The organism is Serratia sarumanii, from assembly GCF_029962605.1.
GTDB lineage: Bacteria > Pseudomonadota > Gammaproteobacteria > Enterobacterales > Enterobacteriaceae > Serratia > Serratia sarumanii.
In genome coordinates this window covers 3,551,564-3,576,336 of record NZ_CP124750.1, presented here as the reverse complement: position 1 = coordinate 3,576,336, position 24,773 = coordinate 3,551,564, and the positions used below count along the sequence as shown (strand labels likewise).

Sequence of the window (24,773 nt, the reverse complement as noted above, 5' to 3'; positions counted from 1 at the left end):
TCACAGCGCCGGCATGTAACGCCAGGTTGCCGATCGACGCAGGAATCCTTGTTCGAAATTTGAACAGCATCTTCGATACTTAAAGGTAATCGCTCCAGCTGCAGACAGGTGATGATCATGACTCAGACCTATACGGTGGCCGATTATCTGCTCGATCGTCTGGCCCAAATCGGCATCCGTCATTTCTTCGGCGTGCCGGGGGATTACAACCTGCAATTCCTCGATCACGTCCTCGCCCATCCGCAAATCACCTGGGTAGGCTGCGCCAACGAATTGAACGCCGCCTACGCCGCCGACGGCTATGCGCGCTGCAAACCGGCGGCCGCGCTGCTCACCACCTTTGGCGTCGGCGAGCTGAGTGCGTTGAACGGGGTGGCCGGCAGCTACGCCGAGTACCTGCCGGTGATCCACGTGGTCGGCACGCCGGCGCAGCGCGCTCAGCGCGCCGGTGATTTGCTGCACCATTCGCTGGGGGATGGCGACTTCACCCACTTCGCCCGCATAGCCAAAGAGGTGACCGTCGCGCAGGCCGACCTGACCGCCGACAACGCCGCAGAGGAGATCGACCGCCTGATCGGCGTCGCCTTGCTGGAACATCGCCCGGTTTACCTGATGTTGCCCAGCGACGTCGCACAGGCGCCGCTGCCGAGTAAACCGGCGCCGCTGATGCTGCGCCAGGCCAAACTGTCGCGCAGCGCATTGCAGGCGTTTATCGCCGCGGCGCGCGAAAAGCTGCTGTCGGCGCGGCGGGTATCGCTGCTGGCGGACTTCCTGGCCGATCGCTTCGGCGCCGAAGCGGCGCTGGACGAGTGGCTGCAGGAGGTCGACATTCCGCACGCTACGCTGCTGCTCGGCAAAGGCGTGCTGGATGAGAACCGCGCCGGTTTTGTCGGTACCTACTGCGGCGGTGCCAGCGATCCGGCGGTGAAACAGCTTATCGAAAACGCCGATGTGGTGATCAACGTCGGCGTGCGTTTAACCGACACCATTACCGCCGGTTTCACGCATCATCTGCCGGTGGAAAAATGCATCGACATTCAGCCGTTCGAAGCCTGGGTCGGGCGGCAGCGCTTTAGCCGCATTCCGATGCGCGACGCGGTGCAGGCGCTGCATCGCCTGAGCCTGTCGCTGGCGTCGCGTTGGCCGTTGCCGCCGATCGTCCGCCCGGCGCTGCCGGAAGGCGATGGGGAAGGGCTGGATCAGCACGCCTTCTGGCGGCAGATACAGGATTTCCTGCGGCCCGGGGATATCGTGCTGGCCGATCAGGGCACCGCCTGTTTTGGTGCGGCGGCGCTGACGTTGCCGCGCGGCTGCCGGTTGATCGTGCAGTCGCTCTGGGGATCGATCGGCTATACCCTGCCGGCGACGTTCGGCGTGCAGACCGCCGAACCGCAGCGCCGGGCAGTGCTGCTGATTGGCGACGGCGCCGCGCAGCTGACCGTGCAGGAGCTGGGTTCGATGTTGCGCGACGGGCTTAAACCGGTGATCTTCGTGCTGAATAATCAGGGATATACCGTCGAGCGCGCCATCCACGGGCCGGAGCAACGTTATAACGACATCGCGCGCTGGAACTGGACGCAGTTGCCGCCTGCGCTGGCCGGCGAGCGGCCGGTGAAGGCGCTGCGGGTCAGCGATTCGGACGGCTTGCGCCAGGCGCTGCGCGAGGTAGCCGACGGCGATCGGCTGGCCTTCATTGAAGTGATGCTGCCGAAGATGGACATTCCCGAGCTGCTCGACACCGTTTCGCGCGCCATCCAGGCGCGCAACGCCGCCGCTTAAGGCAGGGAATCGCCCAGCAGGCGCTTCAGCACCCAGAACCCCGCCGGGCCCGGCGGGGTCAGTTTTGACCATACCGCATCCACCGAGATCATTTTCGGCCAGCCGCGCGGCCGCAGCTCGGTCAGCATATTGTGGCCGTATTGTTGCACCAGCCAGTGCGGCAATACCGCCCAGCCGAACCCCTGTTCCGCCATCTCCAGCAGCAGCAGATAGCTGGGCGCCGACCAAACCAGGCCGCCTTGTCTGGCCGCTTCGGCGCCGGTGTAGGTGTTCAGGATCAGCTGTCGGGTGCTGGACAACTGCTCCGGCGTCGGCGCGGCGGCCTGCGCCAGCGGATGCTGGTGGGCGACGAACAGCCCCATGTCGGTTTGTTCCGGCAAACGAGAGAAGGCGATATCCGGCGGGTAGCTTTTTTGCACTTCCACCATGCCCAAATGCGCGCGGCCGCTTTGCAGCAGATCGATAACGTCGCCATCTTCGGCGATCATCCACTCCAGCTCAATCTCCGGGTAACGCAGTTCGAATTGTTGCATCAATTGATCGTGATGCTTGGGTTGATAGGTATCGGAGAACACCATGCTCAGGCGCGGTTCGACCTCGCCCGCCAGTTGAATGCTCAGGGCGTCGAGCCGCTCGCTGGCGGCGAGGATCGCCTGCACATGCCCCAGCACTTTGCGGCCGGCGGCGGTGAGCACCGGCTGGCGCGCGCTGCGATCGAACAGCGTCAATGCCAGGTCGGCCTCCAGATTGGCGATGGCGGTGCTGATGGTGGATTGGCTTTTGCGCAGCTTGCGCGCGGCGGCGGAAAACGAGCCGAGGGCGGCGGCTTCGACAAACGCGTGCAGCGCTTCCGGGGAATAGTGCATAAACTATCTACTTTATCGATGGTATCTATTTTTAATCTACCCAAAAAAGCGATGATAATCACCTGACTTTCGCAACAACTGTCGGAAAAAAGGTGATGTATGCAACTGCAAAACAAGTCTCTCATTGAACGTATCGTCCACGCCGTCGGTTTCGAGGTGATTGCCGTAATGATCGTTTCTCCGCTGGGGGCATGGCTGCTTAATCGTTCGATGGTGCAAATCGGCGCATTGGCGGTGGCCTTGGCGACCATCGCCATGGTCTGGAATATGGTTTATAACACGGTGTTCGACCGCCTGTGGCCGGTCAGCCGGGTCGTCCGCAACCTGAAGGTGCGTGTGCTGCATGCCGTCGGTTTTGAAGCCGGTTTTATCCTGATCGGCGTGCCGATCGCCGCCTGGATGCTGAATATTTCCGTATTGCAGGCCTTTATGCTGGAGATCGGTTTCTTCCTGTTCTTCCTGCCGTACACCATGGCCTATAACTGGCTGTACGACACGCTGCGCCAGCGCTGGTTCGAAGCGCGCCAGCCGATCAATTCCGGCGCTGAATAAGGCGTCGTCAGCCCGGCAATTCTCAGGTAAGGTCAGAGGATTGTCGCAACAGGCTGAGGAAAGAAAAATGAAAGTGTTGGGCTTGCTGGGTGGCATGAGCTGGGAATCCACCATTCCGTATTACCGCACCATCAACGAGCAGGTAAAGGCGCGCCTCGGCGGGCTGCATTCGGCCAAAATCGTGCTCTACAGCGTCGATTTTCAGGAGATCGAGCGATTGCAGCATCAGGGCGATTGGGACGGCGCCGGCCGATTGCTGGCCGCCGCCGCGGTGGCTTTGCGCGCCGCCGGCGCCGAAGCTGTCGTGATCTGCACCAACACCATGCACAAGGTGGCGGAGGCGGTCGAGCAGGCCAGCGGCCTGCCGCTGATCCACATCGCCGACGCCACGGCGCTGCAGGTGCGGGAAAAAAACATTCGGCGCGTCGGGCTGCTGGGCACGCGCTTTACCATGGAGCAGACCTTCTACCGTGGCCGCCTGCAGGAATTGCACGGCATTGAGGTGGTGACGCCGGTCAGCGCCGATCGCGACATTGTACACCGCATCATCTATGACGAACTGTGCCTCGGTAAAATTCGCGACGCCTCGCGCGACGAGTATCGCCGGATCATCAGCGATCTGGAGCAGCAGGGCGCGCAGGGGATTATTTTCGGCTGCACCGAAATAGGCTTGTTGGTGAGCGAGCGGGATGCCTCGGTGCCGGTGTTCGACACCACCGCGATCCACGCCCGCGCCGCCGCGGCGTTCGCGCTGGCCTAATCGTCGTGCGGCGGTTGCCGGCGGTTCACCAGCATCAGCGGTTTGCCCGCCAGCGCCAGCCAGGCGGGCAGCATCACGATGCACAAGACCGGCAGCAGGTGCAGATCCGGCACCACCGCCACCGCCATGAACAGGCTGAGCCAGCCGTCGCGCGTCACCACCAGCACCAGCCCCATGATGGCGCAGGAGACGGTGATCGCCGCCGGCACCGCCGGAACGTGCTGGTGCAGCATCAGCCCCAGCGCCACGCCGACGAACACCGCCGGGAAGATGCGCCCGCCGCGAAAGCCGCTGGCGGCGGCGATCACCAGCGCCGCCAGCTTGGTCAGGGTAATGGCCAACAGCGCCGGCACCGAATAGCCGTCGTCTTGCGCGAGGCGCTTCATTTCATCCAGCCCTTTGAACAGGGTAATCTCTCCGCCCACCAGCGCCAGCAGGCCCAGCACAAAACCGCCCAGCCCTAACATCAACACCGGATTCTTCATCGAATGGAACAGGCGGTGAACGTGCGGGAAGCACCACAGCGCCACCATGCCGAGCGCGATGGCGATCAGCGCCACGATGGCGCCGCTGAAGATGTCCGGTAGCCGCGTCACGTCGTAGGCGTCGAGCTGCAGGGCGAAATTGGGCACGAAGAACATCTGGGTGGTGACCGCGCCGGCGGCGGCGGCCACCAGCGGGGCGAACAGGCGATCCCACAGCGGCGTTTCGTTATTGCCCGCCAGAGTTTGCGAGAAGATCAGCGCGGCGGCGACCGGCGTGCCGAACATCGCGCCGATGGTGCCCGCAGCCGCCAGGATGATCCAGTCCATGCGCGGCACCTTCGGCAGCAGGCGCGCACCGGCGGCCGCTACCAGCGCGATATTGATGGCGGTGATCGGGTTCTCCGGCCCCAGGCTGACGCCGCCGGCCAGGCCGACGATCAGCGCCAACCCCAGCCCCGGCAGGGCGGAGAGCGGCAGCGGCATGCCGATCAGCGATTCCGTCGCCGGATCCGGCCCGGCGTGGCCCGGCATATAGCGCACGATAAGGCCCACCGCCACGCCGGTCAGCGTCAGCATCGCGACCGGCCACCAGGGGGACTGGGCGTCCAGGCTCAGCGCATCGGGCAGCGTTACCCACAGTAATTGCTGCAGCGCGGCGGCGACTTTCATCACCAGCAGCAGCACCAGACTGGAAGCGGAACCGATAATCAGCGCAGGCAAAGCAAAGGCCAACATGGCATTGGCGCGCGGATGCAGCATGGGTAATCCCTTGTCGATGCCTCCCTACAGGGCAGGGAGAGCGGGTGGTTGGGCTGTGGCCACAGCTTGCCAGACTATCGGCGCGCAGGCACGCATTGATATTGCCCGGCGGCGATGACGGTTAACAGTCGCCGGGAGGCGTTTTTTGCCGCAATTTGTTTCAAGGCGCGGCGTCGCGGGCAAGCTGAAACGTTTTTTGTGATCCGGATCGCTATTGGGGTGCAGATCCGGGGCGGGTGATTGTTGTTTTTGCAGCAGGATTTTACAGTGTGGGCAGCTTTTTATTTTTCATTTTGCGGAGACGAAATCAATGACCTATGCCCTCGTGGGTGATGTTGGCGGCACCAATGCCCGCCTGGCGTTGTGCACTGTTGCGACGGGTGAAATTACCCAGGCGAAAACCTATTCCGGCCTGGAGTTCGACAGCCTGGAGGCGGTGATCCGCCAATACCTGAAAGCGTGCGATATCGAGGTGCAGGACGCCTGTATCGCGATCGCCTGCCCGGTGACCGAAGACTGGGTGGCGATGACCAACCACAGCTGGGCGTTCTCGATCAAAGAAATGAAGGCCAGCCTGGGGCTGAGCCACCTGGAAGTGATCAACGATTTCACCGCCGTCTCGATGGCGATCCCGATGCTTTCGCCGGACGACGTGCTGCAGTTTGGCGGCGGCGATGCGCAGCCGGGCAAACCGATCGCGGTGTACGGCGCCGGCACCGGGCTGGGCGTTGCCCACCTGGTGCACGTCGATCGCCGCTGGGTCAGCCTGCCGGGCGAGGGCGGCCATGTCGATTTCGCGCCGAACAGCGAAGAAGAGGACATCATTCTGGAGGTGCTGCGCGCGGAAGTGGGGCACGTTTCCGCCGAGCGCGTGCTGTCCGGGCCGGGCCTGGTCAACCTGTATCGCGCCATCGTCAAGGCGGACAACCGCCTGCCGGAGAAATGGGAACCGAAGGACATCACCGAGCGGGCGCTGGCAGACAGCTGTATCGATTGCCGCCGCGCGCTGTCGCTGTTTTGCGTGATTATGGGGCGCTTCGGCGGCAACCTGGCGCTGAATCTGGGCACCTTTGGCGGCGTGTACATCGCCGGCGGCATCGTGCCGCGCTTTATGGAATTCTTCAAGGCCTCGGGCTTCCGCGCCGCCTTCGAAGACAAAGGGCGTTTCCGTGACTATGTGCGAGACATTCCGGTGTTCATGATAACGCACGGCCAGCCGGGCCTGCTGGGTGCCGGCGCGCATCTGCGCCAAACGCTGGGCATGCAGCTGTAAGCCCAGAGATGAAGTAATAAAAAAAGGGGGCGCAACCCGCAGGTTGCGCCCCTTGTCGTTTTCGCGGGGGATCAGGCTTTGGCCAATTCCGCCGTCTGGGCGGTTTCTGCCGTTTCCGCTTCTACCGCTTTCGGCGCTTTGATGAACAGCGTAATCAGCAGGGAGGCGGCGGACAGGACGCCAATCACCATGAAGGTGGCGTGGAAGCCGCCGAAGTATTTGGCGACGAACGAACCGGCCAGCGCGCCCAGGCCGAAGCCCTGGTAGATGATGCCGTAGTTTTTGCTGTGGTTTTTCAGGCCGAAGAAGTCGCCGACAATCGCCGGGAACACGGTGATGTTGCCGCCGAAGCAGAAGGCCACCGCGCCGACGCAGATAAAGAACAGCGTGTGGTTCAGGGTCATGAAGCTCAGCGCGACAATCGCCAGCACGGTAACCAACATGGTGAAGCTGATGACGCGCATGCGGCCTACTTTATCGGACAGCGTACCCAGGATGATGCGGCCGGCGGTGTTGAAGATGGCGACGGCGGACACGGTGTTGGCGGCGGTGGCCAAATCCATCCCGGCCAGTTGAACGCCCATGTCTTTCACGATGCCAATCAGGTACAGACCGCTCATGCAGGCCGCGAAGAAGATGGTGAACAGCAGGTAGGCTTCTTTGGTGGCCAGCATCTGGCGCACGCTGAAGTCGTTGCCCAGACCGTTGGCGCCTTGCTGCGCGGCGTTGGTCGCCAGCACCGGCTCTTTCAGCAGCAGGGAACCGACGACGATCAGGCCCATCACGATGGCGCCCCAGTAGAAGAAGGCGCCGGAAACGCCGACGTCGGCGATCAGGGCGGCATTGACGTATTTGAACAGCAGGCTGCCGCTGCCGAAGGCGCCGACGGAGATGCCGGAAATCAGGCCTTTATTGGCCGGGAACCACTTAATCAGGTTGGACAGGGTGGAGATGTAGGCGATACCGACCGCAAAGCCCACCACCACGCCGGCCAGCAGGTAGATCATGTCGAGCGAGCTGACGTGGGCGCTGGCGATCAGGCCCAGGCCGACCAGAATGCCGGAACACAGCGTCAGGTTGCGGATGCCGAAGCGCTCTTGCAGCTTGCCGGCGAACAGCGTGGCGAAGGCCAGGAAGAAGCTGGTGATGGAGAAGGTGGTGGCGACGTCCGCCAGCCCCCAGTGGAACTTGTCGACCAGCGGCTGGTTGAACAGGCTCCAGGTGTAGATGGTGCCCAGGCCCATCTGACAGATGATGGTGCCGAGAACGATTAAGCTGCGATTTGCCGGTTTGGTGTTCATGGCCGGTCTCCTTCCTGTGTGTGCGTTGCCGGGCGTGAGCCGCTGGCTGAAATTTGCGGGGTGAAGCTGTGTTCCCGCGGTATGGGCTTATTATATGGCCGGCCCCCCCGGCGGGCGGCGGATCGGGAATGAGTTGCACGGCGGAAGGAATGAAATGCATGTTATGCGGCGTGAGTTGCCGTTTTTGCGCCGAAAAGCGCGTGAAATGCCGTGGGTGGCACGTGATCTACATCAAAGATATCAACGATTTATTGTTAACTGCCGGTGAACGATTGTGGTGAAATTGTGAAGGATGCGTCTGAAAGGCGTAAATCGGCATTGCGCCTATAGAGCGGCGATGAGCGCGGGACTATGTTATCTGCGATCGGACGAGGTCCGCTCTGCAGGAGTCCATGAAATGAAAAAAACGCTGTTGTTACTGGCCGCGCTGTTGGCGCTGCCGCTGGCGAGCCAGGCCGACGTGTCCATCGGCGTGAACGTGCCGGGCCTGTCGTTGCATATCGGCGATCGCGATAATCGCGGCCACTACTGGGACGGCTATCGCTGGCGCGACCCGCGCTGGTGGGCCGATCACCACCGGTATGAACGCCCGCGCGGGTACTATTATGGCCCGCCGCCACGGGTGATTTACTACGGGCCGCCGCGGCGCGACTGGCGAGACCGGCCGCATTACCGCATGCCGCCACCGCCGCCACCCGGCTATTACTACCGTCCGGGCCCGCGCTGGTAAGCGCTTACAGGTGCATCAGCTGGCGAAACTCTTTCACCTTGCTGCGGCTGACCGGCACTTCAAACTCAAGATCGCTCAGCCGCAGAATGTAGGTATTGTTGAACCAGGGCACGATCTCGCGGATCTTCGCCAGGTTAACGCAGTAAGAGCGGTGGCAGCGGAAGAAATGCGCTTCCGGCAGCCGGCCGTAAAACTCGGTGATGTTCATCGGCATCACGAACTCTTCCCGGCGGGTATAGACCCGCGTCACCTTTTCATCGGCGGCGGCGTAGTAGATGTCGTTGATGTCGGTAACGATGATCCGCTCGTCTTTGATCAGGTTGATGCTGTGGCTGCCGCGGCTCGGCGCGCTGGCGGGTTCCGCTGCGCCGGCGGGGCGCTGATGCAGCGCCTCCAGCTTTTGCAGCATGGTGACGATGCGCGCCTCGTGATAGGGCTTGAGGATATAGTCGAACGCCTCGATCTCGAACGCTTCCACCGCGTGCTCTTTATAGGCGGTGATGAACACGATCGACGGGCGATGCGCGAACTTGCTGATGTTTTGCGCCAGCAGCACGCCGTCCAGCGACGGGATATTGATATCGAGGAAAATGGCGTCGACCTGGTGGGTTTGCAGGTATTTCAGGACGTCGAGGCCGTCCTCGAAGCTGGCGACGATATCGATATTGCTGTGTTTCTTGATCAGGTAGCTGAGTTCTTCCTGCGCGAGGAATTCGTCTTCCACGATGATGGCTTTCATGAGGCCTCCCCGACCGGCGGCGCGCTCGGTTCCTGATGCAGCTTGCCGCCGTTTTTGCTGATGTAGAACGCGATTTCGGTGCCCGGCTCAAGGCGGCGGATATGCAGCCCTTCACCGTACAGCAGCGACACGCGGTGGTGCACGTTGAGCAGGCCGATATTGTGGCCCGGCATCTCGTTGCGCGCCACCCGGTCGATGGTTTCCTGATTGATGCCGTGGCCGGTATCCTTCACCGAAATCTTCACCCGATCGCCCTGATCTTTCACCGCGATCACCACCACCCCTTTACCCTTGCAGGGCTGGATGCCGTGCACGATGGCGTTCTCCACCAGCGGCTGGATCAGCAGGCTGGGAATGCGCACCGAGACGTCGTCGTCGATGTCGTAAATCACCGTCAGCTTGGCGCCGAAGCGCGCCTGTTCGATGGCGATATAGTCCTGAATCTGATGCAGCTCCTTGCGGATATCGATCAGTTCGTCGTTCAGCTCCAGGTTGTAGCGCAGGTAGCGCGACAGATTGATGATCAGCTGGCGCGCGGTGTCCGGATTCAGGCGAATAGAGGAAGAGATGGCGTTCAGCGCGTTGAACAGGAAGTGCGGGTTGATCTTGCTCTGCAGCGCGCGCATTTCGGCTTTGTCCGCCATCTGGCGCAGATGCTCGATGCGGGAAACCTCGATCTGCGTGGAGATGATCTGCGACAGCCCGACCGCCATTACCTTCAGCGTGTTGGTGATCTGGTGGGCGTGGCAGTAGTAAATTTTCAGCGCGCCGGTCACTTCGCCTTTTTCCCACAGCGGCACCACCAGCTGCGAATGGATCTGCGGCGCGGCCGGGTTTTCCAGGTTGTTCTTGATGATGATTTTGCCGTGGCGAATGCTTTCGCGGGTGACGCGGCTCAGCCCTTCGCGGCCGATCGGGTAGGCTTCGCGCCCTACGCCGACGTAGGCCAGCACCTGATGGGTATCGGTGATCGCCACCGCGTCGGCGCGGATGTCCTGGCGGATGATATCGCAGATGGTGGCCAGCGATTCGCTGTTGATGTTGCGAAAATAGGGCAGCGTCTTGTGGGCGATATCCAGCGCCAGCTTGGCCTGGCGCGCGGCGATCACCTCTTTTTCATCCTCGACGCTCTGCACCAGCAGCACGATCAGGCCGATGCACACCGTGCCGAGGATCATCGGCAGGGCAATCTGCGACACGATGTCCAACCCAAGCTCGGTCGGCTTGGCCCACAGCACGATCAGCAGCATGGTGAGGGATTCGCACAGCATGCCGCCGACGATGCCGGCGCGCCAGCGCTGCTCTTTTTTCACCTTGAGGTTGATGTAGCCGGCGCTGATGCCGGCGATGATGCTGGTGATAAGACAAGGCACCGAGGTGATGCCGCCGATGTCGATCAGATAGCGGTGCACCCCGGCGACGATGCCGGTGACGATGCCCACCCAGGGGCCGAACAGGATGCCGCCGGCCATGATGGCGATGACGCGCACGTTGACCAGCGATCCTTCGACGTTGATGCCGGAGTAGGTGCTGAACAGCGCGAACAGCGAGAAGATCGCCGTGACGATGCCGAGCTCGAGCGGCGTATGGTCTTCTTTTTGCAGCAGTTGGCGGAACAGCCGGGTGCGGGTCAGGAAAAACAGACAGATCAACATCAGCGCGGCGCGATCAAACACCGCCAACAGCATTTCAAAAAAAGGGTGCACGACGGGTTCTCGCTGCGGCCTACGGATGGCGGCAGTATACCACAGCGAAAGGGGCCCGTGGCGCGCGCCACGGGCGGGGGATCAGCCCATGCCGAGCTGCGCTTTGCCCAGCGGCGTCAGCAGGTCGGCGGTGGCGCGGCCGTCGAAATCCACCTCGAAGTCGTCGGGGGCGAAGTCCGGCGGCGTTCTGCCGTCGATAAAGCTCGGCAGCTGGCGCTGCAGATAGGCGTCGTTTTTCTCGCAGCCCGGCGCGGCGGCGATGTACATCACGTTGCTGTCGAACTCGCCGTTATGCTCGTTCTCCACCGCGTGGATCACGTCGCAGTGCCAAAATACCGTGTCGCCCGGCTCCAGATCGGGAATAGGGGAAATCCCACTTAATAAAAGGGGATGCCATTTTTCCGAGATCGACAGCGCGCGGCCCGGCGCCGCATCGCACAGATCGTCGTCGGCGACGTCGTCCTGCAGTGCGCGCAACAGCACATAGGCCATGGCATTGGCGATCGGCACCAGGTTCAGCGTGCCGGCATTGGTGCGCTGCGGCGTCAGCGCCGTCCAACCCTGGAAGGTGCGGAACATCGAACAGACCGCCGGCGAGGCTATCTCGCGCACCTCGGTGCGGCCGTCGGCGGCGAAGGGATCGTACTGCTGCCAGTCGCCGGAGAAAACGTGGCGATACACATAGCGGAAGTTTTCGTCCAGCCAGCGCTCGATGGTGCCGCTGTCGACGTGCGGCGACAGACCCAGCGACGAGGAGTTCGGCGGGCGGCGGCGGGTACGATCGGCATAGGTGGCGACGCGGGTCGGATCGAAATGCTGTTTGCCGTTGCTCTCGGTGGCCCATAGGCTGTTGAGGAACACCTGCACCGCATGCATGCGCGCATCCTGCCGCGCCTCGACCTGCGGTTTCGACCAATAGATGCCGTAGATCTGCGGTTTGCTGGCGGCCAGCTTGCCGAAATAGTTGTCTTCAGCGGCGTTTTTCAACCGCTCGACGAAGTTGTTGCGCTCAAGGTAGTCGCCGATTTCCCGGTTCCAGCCCTCGGCCTTGGCGCGGGGAAATACGCCGCGAATGGCGCAGGCGCCGCGCTGTTTGATCAGCGCTATCTGCTGCTCGCTGACGCGCTGCTGCAGGATATCTTCCGCGTCGATCTGCGGCACCGGATTGTGGCCGGCGGCCAGCTCGCGCCGGATCTGTTCGACCTGGCCGCGGATGTTCTCTTCCAGCGCCAGAAATACGTCGCGGTAGTTCGGCAATGCCTGGCGCAGCTGGCGCTTGACGTTAACGATCGTCTGCGGAATATCGTCGATGACTAAAGAGGCCATGGTGTTCTCCTCGTGCCGCGTGAGTGACTGCGGCGAGCGGTTGTAGGGAATCGGGCAAGACGTTATGGTTTTGTGGTTTTGACGTGAATGATTATCGGCAACCAATCGGGGAAAATAAAGAGATATCTTTCATTCGTAAGTTCCTCTTTTTCGTTTTTCGGAGATTTTATGAAGCTGGTCACTGAACGTCTGCACTTACAGTCGATAACCGCCGAGGATTGGCCGCTGTTTTTGCGCCTGTACCAAGATCCCGAGGTGATTCGTTACATCTCCGATCCGCGCAGCGAAGCGGAGATCCGCGCCCGGTTCGAGGAGCGGCTGCCGGCCTGGGACAAACACGGTGAGCAGTGGCTGTGCCTGGTGATGCGTGAGAAGCATAGCGGGGAGGCGGTGGGCATTACCGGCTTTCGCCCGCAGTGGTTGCCGTATCGGCAGGCGGAAGTGGGATACGGGAGTTTGCCTGCCGGGCAGGGCAAGGGCTATGGCAAGGAGTCGCTGCGGGCGGTGCTGGATTTTGCGGTGAACGCCTGCGGCTTTCACAAGCTGACCGCCACCGTGACCGCGGGCAACCTCGCTTCGCGCGGCCTGCTGGAATCGTGCGGCTTTCAGCTGGAAGGCACGCTGCGCGACAACTACCGTCTGGCTGGGCAGTGGTGCGACGACTGGCTGTTCGGGCTGTTGGCGGCGGAGTTTCAGGGCGGCAAATAAAAATATCGCGCCGGGTATCGACAAGCTCGTCGGCGCTGCGCTATGTTCGATATTCGGTCAGTTCGCTGGCCAGCGTCGCTCGGACGGTCCGGGCGCTAACGTCTATCGAGGAATCCCCTATGGCTGATAACAGTCCACAGCGCCGTTTTACGCGCATTGAACGTCTTCCCCCTTACGTATTCAACATCACCGCCGAACTAAAGATGGCCGCACGCCGTCGCGGCGAGGATATTATCGACTTCAGCATGGGTAACCCCGACGGCCCGACGCCGCCGCACATCGTGGAAAAACTGTGCGCCGTCGCCCAGCGCGACGACACCCACGGTTATTCCACCTCGCGCGGCATTCCGCGCCTGCGCCGCGCCATTTCGCGCTGGTATGCCGATCGTTATCAGGTGGATATCGATCCGGAAAGCGAAGCCATCGTCACTATCGGTTCGAAAGAGGGGCTGGCGCATCTGATGCTGGCGACCCTCGATCACGGCGATACCGTGCTGGTGCCGAACCCCAGCTACCCGATCCACATTTACGGCGCGGTGATCGCCGGCGCCCAGGTGCGTTCGGTGCCGCTGGTGGACGGCGTGGATTTCTTCGGTGAGCTGGAGCGCGCCATTCGGGAAACCATCCCGCGTCCGAAAATGATGATCCTCGGCTTCCCGTCCAACCCGACCGCGCAGTGCGTGGAGCTGGATTTCTTCGAGCGGGTGGTGGCGCTGGCCAAGCAGTACAACGTGCTGGTGATCCACGATCTGGCCTATGCCGATATCGTCTATGACGGCTGGCAAGCGCCGTCGATCATGCAGGTGCCGGGGGCGAAAGACATTGCGGTGGAGTTCTTCACCCTGTCGAAAAGCTACAACATGGCCGGCTGGCGCATCGGTTTCATGGTCGGTAACCCCGAGCTGGTCAGCGCGCTGGCGCGCATCAAGAGCTATCACGACTACGGCACCTTTACACCGCTGCAGGTGGCGGCCATCGCCGCGCTGGAAGGCGATCAGCAGTGCGTGCGCGATATCGCCGAGCAGTATCGGCAGCGCCGCAACGTGTTGGTGAAGGGGCTGCACGAGGCCGGCTGGATGGTGGAAAATCCGAAGGCGTCGATGTACGTGTGGGCGAAAATTCCCGAGCCTTATGCCCACCTCGGTTCGCTGGAGTTCGCCAAGCGCCTGCTGGCGGAAGCCAAGGTCTGCGTCTCGCCGGGCATCGGCTTCGGCGACTACGGCGATACCCACGTGCGCTTCGCGCTGATCGAGAACCAGGACCGTATCCGCCAGGCGGTGCGCGGCATCAAGGCGATGTTCCGCGCGGACGGGCTGCTGAAGCCGGGGAAAGGCGGCAGCGCCAAATAATCCTGTCAGGCCGGGCGTTCGCCCGGCCTTATTTTTTTCCGTCCCAAGGTTTTCTTCATCATTTCCCCATTATGCTCGACTACGCTGAGTTTTATTTTTTGGACTGAGTGTATGAGCAACCGCTACGCGCGATCGCAAATCGTTTTACATTGGCTGACGCTGCTGCTGGTGATCCTCACCTATTCGGCGATGTTGCTGAAGGATTCGATGCCGGAGGCGTGGGGGCCGGTGGTCAAAAATCTGCACTTTAATTTCGGGGTATCGGTCTTTGCCCTGATGCTGATTCGGTTGGCGGTGCGCGCTTTCCGCGCTGCGCCGCCGACCACGCCGCCGCTGGAGGAATGGCAGGAAGTGGGCGCCAAGATCTTCCATTGGCTGCTGTACGTGGTCTTCCTGATGTTGCCGCTGCTGGGCATGTTAACCCTGGCCTACGGCGGAAAATCGTGGTCTTTGCTGGGCTGGCCGGTGCCGCAGTGGATGACGCCGGATCCGGTGATGCGCCGGCTGGTCAAAACGGTGCATGAGACGCTGGCAAACGTTGGCTACTTTATCATTGGCGCGCATGCGCTGGCGGCGCTGTATCATCACTATCTGCGCAAGGACGACACCCTGCGCCGCATGATGCCGGGCAAATGATCGCTAGCCGAAACGCCAAAGGGACGCTTGCGCGTCCCTTTGTCTGTGTTCCCGGTCAGGCTGCTGTCAGGCAACCATCAACATGAAGGTGCCAACCCAGGCAACCAGCATGAATGACACGCCCATCAAAAAATATTTCACTGAACAACTCCTGTCTGGAGTCCTCGCCAGCAATGATCCCGATTGTTGTGCTGAGTATTTTATGGGCAACCTGCTTGTCGGGCGGATTCTTCCAAGCGAAAGAACAACGTCCTCGAGCGCGGGTTGTCCGGTTGTCGCGCCTCATGCTCCGTGAGGTAAAATCCGAACCGCGACAGGATCGGCGCTAATGTACTCTCAATACTGGTCTGATTTCAATACTGTGTTTTTGATCACAATTTTTGGCTGTTTTTTGCACAGTGAGGGCTGTTTTATAACGCTTTTTATGGGCAAGCGCCAGGAAGTAGCCCGCCGCAGCGGGCTATAAAATCGAGGTATTGCAATGCGGCGGCAGGCGCTCAGGCGACGGCGTTGATGCCGGTCGCCAAAATGACCCAAAAAACGAGACAAGACAGCAGAATAACGGCCCAAATATGACGGCGACTCCACTCCATTTTTAGCCTTCGTTGTTGCGACAAGTGATTAGGTAGCGATCATATCGGCGCAAAACGGGGAAAATTTAGCCCCGTTGGATAATATTTCGCTTACCTGCCGCTAACCTATTGGCAAACTTCGCTTATTGTCACGCGCACTTCGTAGCCCAGCAGATACAGCGCCTGCTCCAACGCCTCAACCTTCGAGGCGTAGCCGATATCCAGCAACCGCTCCATTTGCCCGCCGTTGAACCCCAGCTTGCGCGCCAGCGCCGCTTTGCCGGTGTTTTTGCGCAGCATGGCGTTGTGCAGCTCGATCTTCAGCGCCACCAGCGCCGGCAGATGTACTCTCAGATCATCGGTTTGCACAGGGGAAGGGGCGGGCAGGGGCAGCCCTTCGTCCATCGCGGCGGCGATGGCGGCCAGCAGGCTTTCCTGCGCTTCCAGCTCGATGTCTTCGCGTTTATAGCAGGCAGATTGCCACTCGGGGAAGTCGTGAAAACCGATCTGCCAGGCGTCGCTGTCGCGATCGAAGGTGTAATGGGCGGGGTAGTGGCTGTACATGGCAATCCCTGATTGAAGCCTGAATGAGGCGCTATTGTGACGGCATGCCCGGAAGATAGCCAGCATGAACGCAGCCGTGGGGGAATTTAAATTGAAAGTAATAATTATTAGCAGGCAAATTTAATTTCCTTGTGAGCAATATTCTTATTATTTTTTCCGGGAAGAAAGATTATTTAATTAGGTGTTTGGATTAATATCCCTGTTGATGGGTGATAATGAGAATTAAAATCAAATATCACGCCGGTTTTTATACAATTTCACACGGAAGGGTGAAAATAAGAATATTGATCATGATAAAAGTTCATGTGTTTGATTTGTGGTGGTTTAATTTTTATTATTTCACTTATTAACAATTGTGAAATTCCAGTTTCAGGCAGATATCACCTGGCTGCGGTATTCACCGGCAGCTTTATAAAATACTCTTTTTAGGCAAAGGCGCATTCGATTCTCTTTATGTCTGCGCCAGACAGAAATATTCATTACTCCATGCTTATTACTCGACGGCTCTAGCCGACTTTTCGGGTGCCTGCTCGCATTTGCACTCTGCCAGGACAGCAGCTCACGGATTAAAGGAATACCTCGTGCCTAAAGTTAACTCGCGTTCATTACGCTTTACCGAACGCCACGTCACCAAATATGCGGCGTCATTGCTGTTTATCGGTTTATCCCTGCCGGCCGCCGCGCTGGCGGATGAGCGCTATGACGCGCTGATCCGTCAGGCCAGATCGGGCGATACCGCGCCGGTGTTGGCGTATTTATCGCAGCGGCGCGCTCGGGAGGGGTTGAGCCTGCAGCAGCGAGCCGATTATATCCAGGTGGCCGGTTGGGCCGGCCATGACGAAGAGGTGGTCGCACTCTGGCGTGCCGACGGCGCCGCGCTGCAGCGGGATAGCGCCAGCCTGGCGACGGCGGCCCGCGCCTACCGCAATCTTAAGCAGTGGCAACCATCGCTGCGCCTGTGGCGGGCGGCGTTGCAGCTCGCTCCCGCCGACGGCGGCCTGCAGCGTGGCTACGTGATGACGCTGGCGGATGCCGGGCGGGATGCGCAGGCGCAAACGGAAGCGGCCAAAGCGGAGAAGTTACTGGAACCGGCGACGTGGTATCTGACGCGCGCCTATGTGGATCAGGCCGCCGGCCGCAGCTGGGCGGCGTTGGAAAACGTGACCCGCGCCCGTGCGCTGGCGCCGTCCGACGCCGGCATTCAGGCTTATTACGTGACGCTGCTGGCGGCGAACCGGGTCGCGGATCCGGCGCTGCGTGCAAGCCAGGGGCTGGCATTGCCGCCCGCGCAGCAGCGGCGCCTGCAGGCGGATGAAGCCGCCGAACTGGTGCGGCTGTCGTTTATCGATGCTCGTGGCGAACAGGAACGCTTCGTCATCGCCGACCGCGCGCTGGCGCGCTATGACCAACTGCTGACGCAGTGGCGGCCGCTGCCGGAGGCGCAGGACAGCTACCAGCAGGCGCGTATCGATCGCCTGGGCGCGCTGCTGGCGCGTTATCGCATGGCCGATGTGGTGAGCGAGTATCAAACCTTGCAGGCGGAAGGGCGCACGGTGCCGGATTATGCCCAGCGCTGGGCGGCGTCCGCCTACCTCTACCTGCAGCAGCCGGATAAGGCGCAGGCCATTTTCAGCCGCTTGAACGCCGCCGCGCCGCAGGCGGTGACCGCCGAAGACGAAACCGATCTGTTTTACGCGCAGGCGGAGGACGAACGCATCGATCGGGCGGCGTTGCTGGCGCAGCGCGTCAGCCAGCGCTATCCCTACGCGACCCGCCTGTACCAGTTGCCGACGCTGGCCTACAACGATGACTGGCTGGTCGGCCAATCGCTGCTGGCGCAGTCACGGGTTTATCAACGCGATCTGGCCGAGGCCGAACGGCAGTTGACCCATCTGGCGCGCACGGCGCCGGGCAATCAGGGGCTGCGCATCTCATTGGCCAGCGTTTATTTGGCGCGCGGCTGGCCGCGCCGCGCCGAGGACGAGTTGAAGCAGGTGGAAGGGCTGGAGCCGCGCAGCCTGCCGTTGGAGATCCAGCAGGGCTATGTCGCGCAGGAATTGCAGGAGTGGCGGCAGCTGGATTTGCTGGCCGACGACGTCATCCAACGCGCGCCGGAAAGCGTCGCCGCTCAGCAGCTCGAGCGTTCGCGCCGCATTCACCACATGTCTGAACTGCGCATCAGCGGCAATCAGGGCATCGATTCCGACGGGCCGGTCAGCGGCAGCCACGATTTCGGCATTCACGCTGCGCTCTATTCACCGCCGATCGACGACAACTGGCGGCTGTTCACCGGCTGGGGATTCAACACCGGCCAGTTCGACGAGGGCAAGGGCATCAACCGCGATCTCAGCGCCGGCGCCGAGTGGCGCTCGCGCGATTTGTGGCTGGAAGCCGAGGTGGCCAACCGCAACTACGGCCACGGCAATGAGCTCGGCCTGCGCCTTTCATCCTGGTATGACCTGAATGATCAATGGCGCCTCGGCGGTTCGGTGGCGCGCCTGTCGGCCGAGACGCCGCTGCGCGCGTTGACCAACGGCATCAGCGCCAACGGCGGCAACCTGTGGCTGCGTTGGCAGCAGAACGAAAGCCGCGAGCTGCGCGCCAGCGTGGCGCCTTCGCACTTCTCGGACGGCAACAACCGGCTGGAATACGGCCTGGAAGGGCGGCAACGGCTGCTCGCCGGCGCCCGTTATCGGCTGGACATGAACCTGACGCTGTCCGGCAGCCGCAACAGCCAGGAGAACGTGCCGTATTACAACCCGAAGCGCGACTTCACGCTGCTGCCGTCGTTAACGCTCGATCACACCCTGTATCGCCATTATCAGACCGAGTGGAGCCAGCAGTTCCAGGCCGGCGCCGGCAGCTATTGGCAGCGGGACTATGCGCGCAAGCCGATCACCCAGCTGGGTTACGGCCAGCGCATCAGTTGGAACGGGGTGTTGGACGCCGGCGCGATGCTGCAGTTTGAGAAACATCCTTACGACGGCAAGCGCGAGCGGAACATCGGCGTGACGTTTGATCTGAATTATCGTTTTTAAAGGAATAATCATGCTTATTCGATCCTCGCTTTTCGTGTTGGCCGCGTTGCTGACCACCACCTGCAGCCAGGCGGACGTGCCGCGCTTCACGCCGCCGGCGGAGCGGCCCGTGGGGCCGATGGAACGCCCGTGGCCGGCCAACCGTTACGCGGTGCTGGCGTATCACGACGTGGAAGACGGCGCGGCGGACCAGCGCTACATGTCGGTGCGCACCAGCGCGCTCAATGAACAGTTCGCCTGGCTGAAGCAAAACGGCTACCAGCCGGTGTCGGTCGAGCAGATCCTGCAGGCGCAAAACGGCGGCCCGGCGTTGCCGAACAAGGCGGTGCTGCTGACCTTCGACGATGGCTACCGCAGCTTCTACAGCCGGGTTTTTCCGCTGCTGAAGGCCTACAACTGGCCGGCGGTGTTGGCGCCGGTCGGCGTCTGGCTGGATGCGCCAGCCGACAAGCCGGTCGATTTCGGCGGCCTGATGACGCCGCGCGATCGCTTCCTCACCTGGCAGCAGGTGCGGGAAGTGTCGGACTCCGGCTTGGTGGAGATCGGCGCGCACACCTACGCTTCGCATTACGGCGGTATCGCTAACCCGCAGGGCAATACCGAACCGGCGGTCGCCAATCGGTTGTACGACGCCAAACAGGGCCGCTACGAAAGCGAGGCGGAATATCGCCAACGCATCGAGAAAGACGTGGCGTTGATCACCCAGCGCATCACCGCCGCCACCGGCAAGGCGCCGCGCGTCTGGGTCTGGCCGTACGGCGCGGCCGGCGGCGTGGCGCTGGACATCGCGCGCAAGCACGGTTACCGCATGGCGCTGACGCTGGAGAACGGGCTGGCAGACGTCAACGCGCCTGAGAACGTGCCGCGCATGCTGGTGGCCGGCAACCCGTCGCTGACGAGCTTCGCCCAGCAGCTGACGCAGATACAGAACCGACAGATCATGCGGGTGGCGCACGTCGATCTCGACTACCTTTACGATCCCGATCCGCAGCAGCAGGCCAAAAACCTCGACAAGCTGATCCAGCGCATCTACGACCTGCGCATCAATACCGTTTTCCTGCAGGCGTTCGCCGATCCAAAAGGCGACGGCAACGTGCGCGAGCTCTATTTCCCCAACCGCTGGCTGCCGATGAAGGCCGACCTGTTCAACCGGGTCTCCTGGCAGCTCTCTTCGCGCACCGGCGTGGCCGTGTATGCCTGGATGCCGGTGTTGGCGTTCGAGCTGGGATCTGACGTGCCGCGCGTACAGCGCCTCGATCCGCAAAGCGGGCAGCTGTCGGTAGACGACAAGCAGTACCGCCGCCTGTCGCCGTTCAGCCCGGTGGCGCGCCAGCGCATCGGTGAGATCTACGAGGATCTGGCGGCCCACGCCACCTTCAAAGGGATCCTGTTCCACGACGATGCCCTGCTGTCGGACATCGAGGACGCCGGCCCCGACGCCGTTGCGGCCTACCGCCAGGCCGGCTTCGCCGATTCGGTGGCGGCGATACGCCAGGATCCGCAGGCGATGGCGCGCTGGACGCGCTTCAAGAGCCGGGCGCTGATCGAATTTACCCAGTCGCTGACCGAGCGGGTGCGGGCGATCCGCGGCCCGCAGGTGCAAACCGCGCGCAACATCTATGCGATGCCGGTGCTCGATCCCGCCAGCGAAGCCTGGTTCGGCCAGAATCTGGCGGATTTCCTGCAGGCCTACGACTGGGTGGCGCCGATGGCGATGCCGCTGATGGAAAACGTGCCGCGCGCCGACAGCGGCCGCTGGCTGGATCAACTGGTGGGCAAAGTGGCCGCTTACCCCGGCGCGCTCGATAAAACGGTGTTTGAGTTGCAGGCCGTCGACTGGCGCAAGGAGCGCCGGATAAGCCTGGATGACGGTCAACTGCTGGCCGAATGGATGCGTCGCCTGCAGCGCAATGGCGCTCAGAGCTTTGGTTATTACCCCGACAACTTCCTCGACGATCGGCCTAAGCTGGATGCCGTTCGCCCGGTGTTGTCCTCAGCCTGGTTCCCACTGCCATGACCGATCGTTTAATTGCCTTATTCATCCTGTGTCTGGTGTTGAGCGTGCCCTTCGGCATCGTCCTGCTGTTTACCGGCGAAGTGCTGCTCAACTTTGTGTTCTTCTGGCCGCTGTTCATGTCCGGCATCTGGATCGCCGGCGGCATCTATTTCTGGCTGCACCGCGAGCGCCACTGGCGCTGGAGCCCGGACATGCCCGCGCCGGTGCTGCCGGGCAACCCGTCGATCAGCGTGCTGATCCCCTGTTTCAACGAAGGGTTGAACGCGCGTGAAACCATTTCGGCGGCGATGGCGCAGCGCTATGAAAATATCGAAGTGATCGCCATCAACGACGGCTCCAGCGATGACACCGCCGAGGTGCTGGACCAGTTGACGCTGGAGTTCCCCCGGCTGCGGGTGATCCATCTGGCGCAAAATCAGGGCAAAGCGATCGCGCTGCAGGCGGGCGCGGCGGCGGCGCGCAGCGAGTATCTGGTGTGCATCGACGGCGATGCGCTGCTGGATCGCGATGCGGCGGCCTATTTGGTGGCGCCGCTGTTGGCCAATCCGCACGTCGGCGCGGTGACCGGCAACCCGCGCATCCGCACGCGCTCCACCCTGATCGGCCGCATCCAGGTCGGTGAGTTTTCGTCGATCATCGGCCTTATCAAGCGCACGCAGCGCGTTTATGGCCGCCTGTTCACCATCTCCGGCGTGGTGGCCGCGTTTCGTAAGCAAGCGCTTACCGATGTCGGTTACTGGAGCCAGGACATGATCACCGAAGACATCGACATCAGCTGGAAACTGCAGCTCAAGCACTGGGCTATCTTCTTCGAACCGCGGGCGCTGTGCTGGATCCTGATGCCGGAGACCCTGCGCGGGCTGTGGAAGCAGCGCCTGCGCTGGGCGCAGGGCGGCGCCGAGGTGTTTTTAAAGAACCTGCGCAACCTGTGGGCCTGGGAGCACCGGCATATGTGGCTGCTGTTCGCCGAGTATTGCCTCTCCACGTTGTGGGCGTTCACTTACCTGGTCAGCGTGCTGATTTTCCTGGTTGGGCTGGCGGTGCCGCTGCCGGAGGGCATCCGCATTCACTCGTTGCTGACGCCGGCGTTTACCGGGCTGGTGCTGGGCGTGGTGTGCCTGCTGCAGTTCACCGTCAGCCTGCTGCTGGAGAAGCGCTATGAGAAGGGCTTCGGCCGCTCGCTGTTCTGGATCATCTGGTATCCGCTGGTGTATTGGCTGCTCAGCCTGCTGACCACGCTGGTGGCGTTTTCCAAAGTGATGTTGAAAGCTCGGCGCGGGCGTGCGCGCTGGATCAGCCCCGATCGGGGCATTGGGAGGATCAAAGAATGACGGACGTCCTGATTTATTCCGAACGCGGCCTGCTGCCGCGCGTGGTAGACAGCCTGCTGACGCTTTTCGCCTGGTGCGGCTTCCTTTATCTGTTCAGCCGCGGCCTGATGTCGGTGATGGATCAGCACGGGGTGGGCTCCGCCCTGTCGCTGCTGGAAGTGATCTCGCTGTACATCATTGTGGCGTTGTTCAATGCCGTCACGCTGATCGCCTGGGCTAAATACAACCAGTATTTCTCCCGTCGCAGGGCGGCCGGCCGCTGGCGGAAACAGCAACAGAACACCCACATCGGCTATATCACGCCCGAGCTGACCCGGCAGCTGCGGCGTTTGCCGATCGCCGTGGTGTCCCATAACAGCGGCGGCGGCATCAGCCAGGTCAGCGGCAGGCTGACGGCGGCCGAACCGGCCGCGAACAAGGTGGTGCAGCTGCGTTAATCGTCAGCGTCGCCGCCCGGCCTGCGGCGCAGCCCGCCCGGCGGCAACAGCAGGGCGCAGATCATGACGGCCAGGCTGAAAAGCGGCAGCCAGCGCGCCACCGGGCCGGGGGAGTAGTTGTTGAGCACCGAGCAAACATAGCACGCCACGGCCAGCGCCCAGCCGGGCAGGCCGATATCGTTGAGCCGAAACGCGGTTTTGGCCATGAACCACGCCACCAGGCCGAAACAGAACAGCGCCCAGACCATGATGCACAGCAGATACAGCAGCACCGAGACGAATTCCTCGGTATCGCCGTGCGCATGGGCGCGAAAATGGTTTTTGTCCAGATAGGTCGACATAAACGACAGCAGCACGATGCCAACGGCGAAGATCGCCAGCGAGAAAATAAAGGGTTTGCGCGAGATGCGCCCACGGTACAGGTCTTTGGCGAGTTGTCCGAGAGATTCCATCACATTCCATTGTCGTGATCATTGCGGCGATAGCCGGGTGGCAAGCAGCCGGGCATTTTATCGGGGTAAAAGGGGGCGTCAAGGTGATAATTTTTCTCATTTAGTCGCGGTTGAGATTCCGCGCGGCCGCGCCGGGCGTTCTCTCACCGTGCAAAACGTCACAATTTGGCACGTTTGGCTACCTGGCGCGGTAATTGGCGGCATAATCCTGTTTGTTCGCGTTGAACAATGCATTAACATAACTCCCACTTATCTCTTGCATGGTTATATGGATATCCGATGCGTCACCTGGTTGCGCTTTTACCGCTGATTACCTTGCTTGCTGCCTGTAGCAGCACGCCGAAACCCAGTACCACCGCTACGCCGCAGGGCACCCCGGTAAAGGGCGGCTTTTTGCTGAGCCCGGCGCACAGCGGCGCGCCGCTGGGTGGTGATTTCGCCAATAACCCGAATACCGCGCGCTTTATCGATAAGATGGTGCAGGAACACGGCTTTGATCGGCAGCAGCTGCACGACGTGCTGGCGCAGGCACGGCGCCTGGATTCGGTGCTGCGGCTGATGGACAGGCAGGCGCCGAAACCGTCTACCCAGGGGCCTACCGGCCCGAACGGTTCCTGGCTGCGCTACCGCAACAAGTTCATCACGCCGGATAACGTGCAAAATGGCGTGGTGTTCTGGAATCAATATCAGGATGCGCTGCAGCGGGCCTGGCAGGTGTACGGCGTGCCGCCGGAGATCATCGTCGGGATTATCGGCGTGGAGACCCGCTGGGGCCGCGTAATGGGTAAAACCCGCATTATCGATGCACTGGCGACGCTGGCCTTCAACTACCCGCGCCGCGCCGATTACTTCGCCGGCGAGCTGGAAACCTTCCTGCTGATGTCGCGCACCGAGGGCGACGATCCGCTCGAACTGCGCGGCTCCTTCGCCGGCGCGATGGGCTATGGGCAGTTCATGCCGTCTTCCTTCAAGAGCTATGCGGTCGACTTCAACGGCGATGGTCATATCAACCTGTGGGATCCGGTCGATGCCATCGGCAGCGTGGCCAATTACTTCAAGGCGCACGGTTGGTCCAAAGGCGAGCCGGTCGCGATTCAGGCCAACGGCCAGGCGCCGGGATTGGAAAACGGCTTCAAGACCCGCTACTCGGTCGCTGCGCTGGCGGAAGCCGGCCTGAGCCCGCAGGGTTCGCTCGGCGACAATCAGGAAGCCAGCCTGCTGCGGCTGGACGTCGGCACCGGCTACCAATATTGGTACGGCCTGCCGAACTTCTACGTCATCACTCGCTATAACCACAGCACCCACTACGCCATGGCGGTATGGCAGCTGGGCGAAGCGGTAGGGCGCTCGGCGCGCGGCGGCTTCTGACGCTGCTTCAATAACGAAAAAGGCC

At 61.8% G+C, this 24,773-nt stretch carries 22 protein-coding genes; 13 read left to right on the top strand and 9 right to left on the bottom strand.

Annotated elements, in window-relative coordinates; all coding sequences use genetic code 11:
- Positions 1-117 precede the first annotated feature (117 nt).
- Positions 118-1,779 carry an alpha-keto acid decarboxylase family protein gene (locus SSARUM_RS17000; RefSeq protein WP_060430629.1) on the top strand — a complete coding sequence of 554 codons (1,662 nt, stop codon included), beginning with the start codon at positions 118-120 and terminating at the stop codon, positions 1,777-1,779.
- Here SSARUM_RS17000 and SSARUM_RS16995 read toward each other — a convergent pair.
- Entirely contained in the window at positions 1,776-2,645 is an 870-nt protein-coding gene (locus tag SSARUM_RS16995) for a LysR family transcriptional regulator (protein WP_033653700.1), read from the bottom strand. The two genes, SSARUM_RS17000 and SSARUM_RS16995, sit on opposite strands and share 4 nt — an antisense overlap.
- Positions 2,646-2,744: 99 nt before the next feature.
- Between SSARUM_RS16995 and SSARUM_RS16990 the strand changes: the two genes are divergently transcribed.
- Positions 2,745-3,197 (top strand): multidrug/biocide efflux PACE transporter, encoded by a 453-nt coding sequence (locus SSARUM_RS16990; RefSeq protein WP_033635424.1) that lies wholly within the window; start codon positions 2,745-2,747, stop codon positions 3,195-3,197.
- 67 nt (positions 3,198-3,264) lie between these two features.
- A complete protein-coding gene (locus SSARUM_RS16985; RefSeq protein ID WP_060430401.1) occupies positions 3,265-3,957 on the top strand; it encodes an aspartate/glutamate racemase family protein in 693 nt (230 codons plus the stop codon).
- Here SSARUM_RS16985 and SSARUM_RS16980 read toward each other — a convergent pair.
- On the bottom strand, positions 3,954-5,201 hold the full coding sequence (locus SSARUM_RS16980; RefSeq protein WP_033648113.1) for an ion channel protein: 1,248 nt from the start codon (positions 5,199-5,201) through the stop codon (positions 3,954-3,956). The two genes, SSARUM_RS16985 and SSARUM_RS16980, sit on opposite strands and share 4 nt — an antisense overlap.
- A 310-nt stretch (positions 5,202-5,511) precedes the next feature.
- Between SSARUM_RS16980 and glk the strand changes: the two genes are divergently transcribed.
- Entirely contained in the window at positions 5,512-6,474 is a 963-nt protein-coding gene (gene glk / locus SSARUM_RS16975) for a glucokinase (protein WP_060430399.1), read from the top strand.
- Between the two features lie 71 nt (positions 6,475-6,545).
- Here the strand turns inward: glk and SSARUM_RS16970 are convergent, their stop codons facing one another.
- Entirely contained in the window at positions 6,546-7,775 is a 1,230-nt protein-coding gene (locus tag SSARUM_RS16970; protein ID WP_033653703.1) for an L-lactate MFS transporter, read from the bottom strand.
- A gap of 397 nt (positions 7,776-8,172) precedes the next feature.
- Between SSARUM_RS16970 and SSARUM_RS16965 the strand changes: the two genes are divergently transcribed.
- Positions 8,173-8,505: a DUF2502 domain-containing protein gene (locus tag SSARUM_RS16965; RefSeq protein ID WP_025303752.1), complete on the top strand. Its 333-nt coding sequence runs from the start codon at positions 8,173-8,175 to the stop codon at positions 8,503-8,505.
- A gap of 4 nt (positions 8,506-8,509) precedes the next feature.
- Here the strand turns inward: SSARUM_RS16965 and SSARUM_RS16960 are convergent, their stop codons facing one another.
- The 3 genes from SSARUM_RS16960 to SSARUM_RS16950 form a co-directional block, all read right to left on the bottom strand.
- Positions 8,510-9,244, bottom strand: a complete 735-nt coding sequence (locus tag SSARUM_RS16960; RefSeq protein WP_060430397.1) for a LytR/AlgR family response regulator transcription factor — start codon at positions 9,242-9,244, stop codon at positions 8,510-8,512.
- Positions 9,241-10,932 (bottom strand): sensor histidine kinase, encoded by a 1,692-nt coding sequence (locus tag SSARUM_RS16955; protein WP_033635418.1) that lies wholly within the window; start codon positions 10,930-10,932, stop codon positions 9,241-9,243. Before SSARUM_RS16955 ends, SSARUM_RS16960 begins: the two co-directional genes overlap by 4 nt.
- A gap of 99 nt (positions 10,933-11,031) precedes the next feature.
- Positions 11,032-12,276 (bottom strand): DUF1479 domain-containing protein, encoded by a 1,245-nt coding sequence (locus SSARUM_RS16950; RefSeq protein ID WP_033648109.1) that lies wholly within the window; start codon positions 12,274-12,276, stop codon positions 11,032-11,034.
- Positions 12,277-12,444: 168 nt separating this feature from the next.
- Between SSARUM_RS16950 and SSARUM_RS16945 the strand changes: the two genes are divergently transcribed.
- From SSARUM_RS16945 to SSARUM_RS16935, 3 genes are all read left to right on the top strand, one after another.
- Positions 12,445-12,984, top strand: a complete 540-nt coding sequence (locus SSARUM_RS16945; RefSeq protein ID WP_060430395.1) for a GNAT family N-acetyltransferase — start codon at positions 12,445-12,447, stop codon at positions 12,982-12,984.
- Between the two features lie 119 nt (positions 12,985-13,103).
- Complete coding sequence (gene alaC, locus SSARUM_RS16940) at positions 13,104-14,333, top strand: alanine transaminase (protein WP_039564884.1); 1,230 nt, start codon at positions 13,104-13,106, stop codon at positions 14,331-14,333.
- Positions 14,334-14,444: 111 nt separating this feature from the next.
- Positions 14,445-14,969, top strand: a complete 525-nt coding sequence (locus tag SSARUM_RS16935; protein ID WP_048321854.1) for a cytochrome b — start codon at positions 14,445-14,447, stop codon at positions 14,967-14,969.
- Positions 14,970-15,035: 66 nt separating this feature from the next.
- Here the strand turns inward: SSARUM_RS16935 and ypdK are convergent, their stop codons facing one another.
- Both ypdK and SSARUM_RS16925 read right to left on the bottom strand, forming a co-directional pair.
- Positions 15,036-15,110 (bottom strand): membrane protein YpdK, encoded by a 75-nt coding sequence (gene ypdK, locus SSARUM_RS16930; protein WP_099782600.1) that lies wholly within the window; start codon positions 15,108-15,110, stop codon positions 15,036-15,038.
- Positions 15,111-15,667: 557 nt separating this feature from the next.
- Complete coding sequence (locus SSARUM_RS16925) at positions 15,668-16,105, bottom strand: type II toxin-antitoxin system HicB family antitoxin (RefSeq protein WP_033648105.1); 438 nt, start codon at positions 16,103-16,105, stop codon at positions 15,668-15,670.
- Between the two features lie 581 nt (positions 16,106-16,686).
- Here SSARUM_RS16925 and pgaA point away from each other — a divergent pair.
- The 4 genes from pgaA to pgaD are packed head-to-tail and all read left to right on the top strand — an operon-like array spanning position 16,687 to position 22,928.
- Positions 16,687-19,143: a poly-beta-1,6 N-acetyl-D-glucosamine export porin PgaA gene (pgaA, locus tag SSARUM_RS16920; RefSeq protein ID WP_072265298.1), complete on the top strand. Its 2,457-nt coding sequence runs from the start codon at positions 16,687-16,689 to the stop codon at positions 19,141-19,143.
- Positions 19,144-19,153: 10 nt separating this feature from the next.
- Positions 19,154-21,160 (top strand): poly-beta-1,6-N-acetyl-D-glucosamine N-deacetylase PgaB, encoded by a 2,007-nt coding sequence (pgaB, locus tag SSARUM_RS16915; protein WP_060430393.1) that lies wholly within the window; start codon positions 19,154-19,156, stop codon positions 21,158-21,160.
- On the top strand, positions 21,157-22,491 hold the full coding sequence (pgaC, locus tag SSARUM_RS16910) for a poly-beta-1,6-N-acetyl-D-glucosamine synthase (RefSeq protein WP_033653713.1): 1,335 nt from the start codon (positions 21,157-21,159) through the stop codon (positions 22,489-22,491). The genes pgaB and pgaC overlap by 4 nt, the downstream gene beginning before the upstream one ends.
- Positions 22,488-22,928 carry a poly-beta-1,6-N-acetyl-D-glucosamine biosynthesis protein PgaD gene (pgaD, locus tag SSARUM_RS16905; protein ID WP_019453806.1) on the top strand — a complete coding sequence of 147 codons (441 nt, stop codon included), beginning with the start codon at positions 22,488-22,490 and terminating at the stop codon, positions 22,926-22,928. Before pgaC ends, pgaD begins: the two co-directional genes overlap by 4 nt.
- Here the strand turns inward: pgaD and SSARUM_RS16900 are convergent.
- Positions 22,925-23,380 (bottom strand): DUF805 domain-containing protein, encoded by a 456-nt coding sequence (locus SSARUM_RS16900; protein WP_060430391.1) that lies wholly within the window; start codon positions 23,378-23,380, stop codon positions 22,925-22,927. The two genes, pgaD and SSARUM_RS16900, sit on opposite strands and share 4 nt — an antisense overlap.
- A gap of 279 nt (positions 23,381-23,659) precedes the next feature.
- On the opposite strand from SSARUM_RS16900, the gene mltB reads away from it, so the two are divergent.
- Entirely contained in the window at positions 23,660-24,748 is a 1,089-nt protein-coding gene (gene mltB, locus SSARUM_RS16895) for a lytic murein transglycosylase B (protein WP_060430389.1), read from the top strand.
- Positions 24,749-24,773: the final 25 nt, after the last annotated feature.

Coding starts and splice junctions, on each gene's coding strand:
- alaC (WP_039564884.1), top strand. CDS start 13,104: ATGGCTGATAACAGTCCACAGCGCCGTTTTACGCGCATTGAACGTCTT.
- SSARUM_RS16900 (WP_060430391.1), bottom strand. CDS start 23,380: ATGGAATCTCTCGGACAACTCGCCAAAGACCTGTACCGTGGGCGCATC.
- pgaD (WP_019453806.1), top strand. CDS start 22,488: ATGACGGACGTCCTGATTTATTCCGAACGCGGCCTGCTGCCGCGCGTG.
- SSARUM_RS16925 (WP_033648105.1), bottom strand. CDS start 16,105: ATGTACAGCCACTACCCCGCCCATTACACCTTCGATCGCGACAGCGAC.
- SSARUM_RS16955 (WP_033635418.1), bottom strand. CDS start 10,932: ATGCTGTTGGCGGTGTTTGATCGCGCCGCGCTGATGTTGATCTGTCTG.
- SSARUM_RS16935 (WP_048321854.1), top strand. CDS start 14,445: ATGAGCAACCGCTACGCGCGATCGCAAATCGTTTTACATTGGCTGACG.
- SSARUM_RS16965 (WP_025303752.1), top strand. CDS start 8,173: ATGAAAAAAACGCTGTTGTTACTGGCCGCGCTGTTGGCGCTGCCGCTG.
- SSARUM_RS16985 (WP_060430401.1), top strand. CDS start 3,265: ATGAAAGTGTTGGGCTTGCTGGGTGGCATGAGCTGGGAATCCACCATT.
- pgaC (WP_033653713.1), top strand. CDS start 21,157: ATGACCGATCGTTTAATTGCCTTATTCATCCTGTGTCTGGTGTTGAGC.
- SSARUM_RS16990 (WP_033635424.1), top strand. CDS start 2,745: ATGCAACTGCAAAACAAGTCTCTCATTGAACGTATCGTCCACGCCGTC.
- SSARUM_RS16980 (WP_033648113.1), bottom strand. CDS start 5,201: ATGCTGCATCCGCGCGCCAATGCCATGTTGGCCTTTGCTTTGCCTGCG.
- SSARUM_RS17000 (WP_060430629.1), top strand. CDS start 118: ATGACTCAGACCTATACGGTGGCCGATTATCTGCTCGATCGTCTGGCC.
- SSARUM_RS16945 (WP_060430395.1), top strand. CDS start 12,445: ATGAAGCTGGTCACTGAACGTCTGCACTTACAGTCGATAACCGCCGAG.
- SSARUM_RS16970 (WP_033653703.1), bottom strand. CDS start 7,775: ATGAACACCAAACCGGCAAATCGCAGCTTAATCGTTCTCGGCACCATC.
- SSARUM_RS16995 (WP_033653700.1), bottom strand. CDS start 2,645: ATGCACTATTCCCCGGAAGCGCTGCACGCGTTTGTCGAAGCCGCCGCC.
- mltB (WP_060430389.1), top strand. CDS start 23,660: ATGCGTCACCTGGTTGCGCTTTTACCGCTGATTACCTTGCTTGCTGCC.
- glk (WP_060430399.1), top strand. CDS start 5,512: ATGACCTATGCCCTCGTGGGTGATGTTGGCGGCACCAATGCCCGCCTG.
- SSARUM_RS16960 (WP_060430397.1), bottom strand. CDS start 9,244: ATGAAAGCCATCATCGTGGAAGACGAATTCCTCGCGCAGGAAGAACTC.
- pgaB (WP_060430393.1), top strand. CDS start 19,154: ATGCTTATTCGATCCTCGCTTTTCGTGTTGGCCGCGTTGCTGACCACC.
- SSARUM_RS16950 (WP_033648109.1), bottom strand. CDS start 12,276: ATGGCCTCTTTAGTCATCGACGATATTCCGCAGACGATCGTTAACGTC.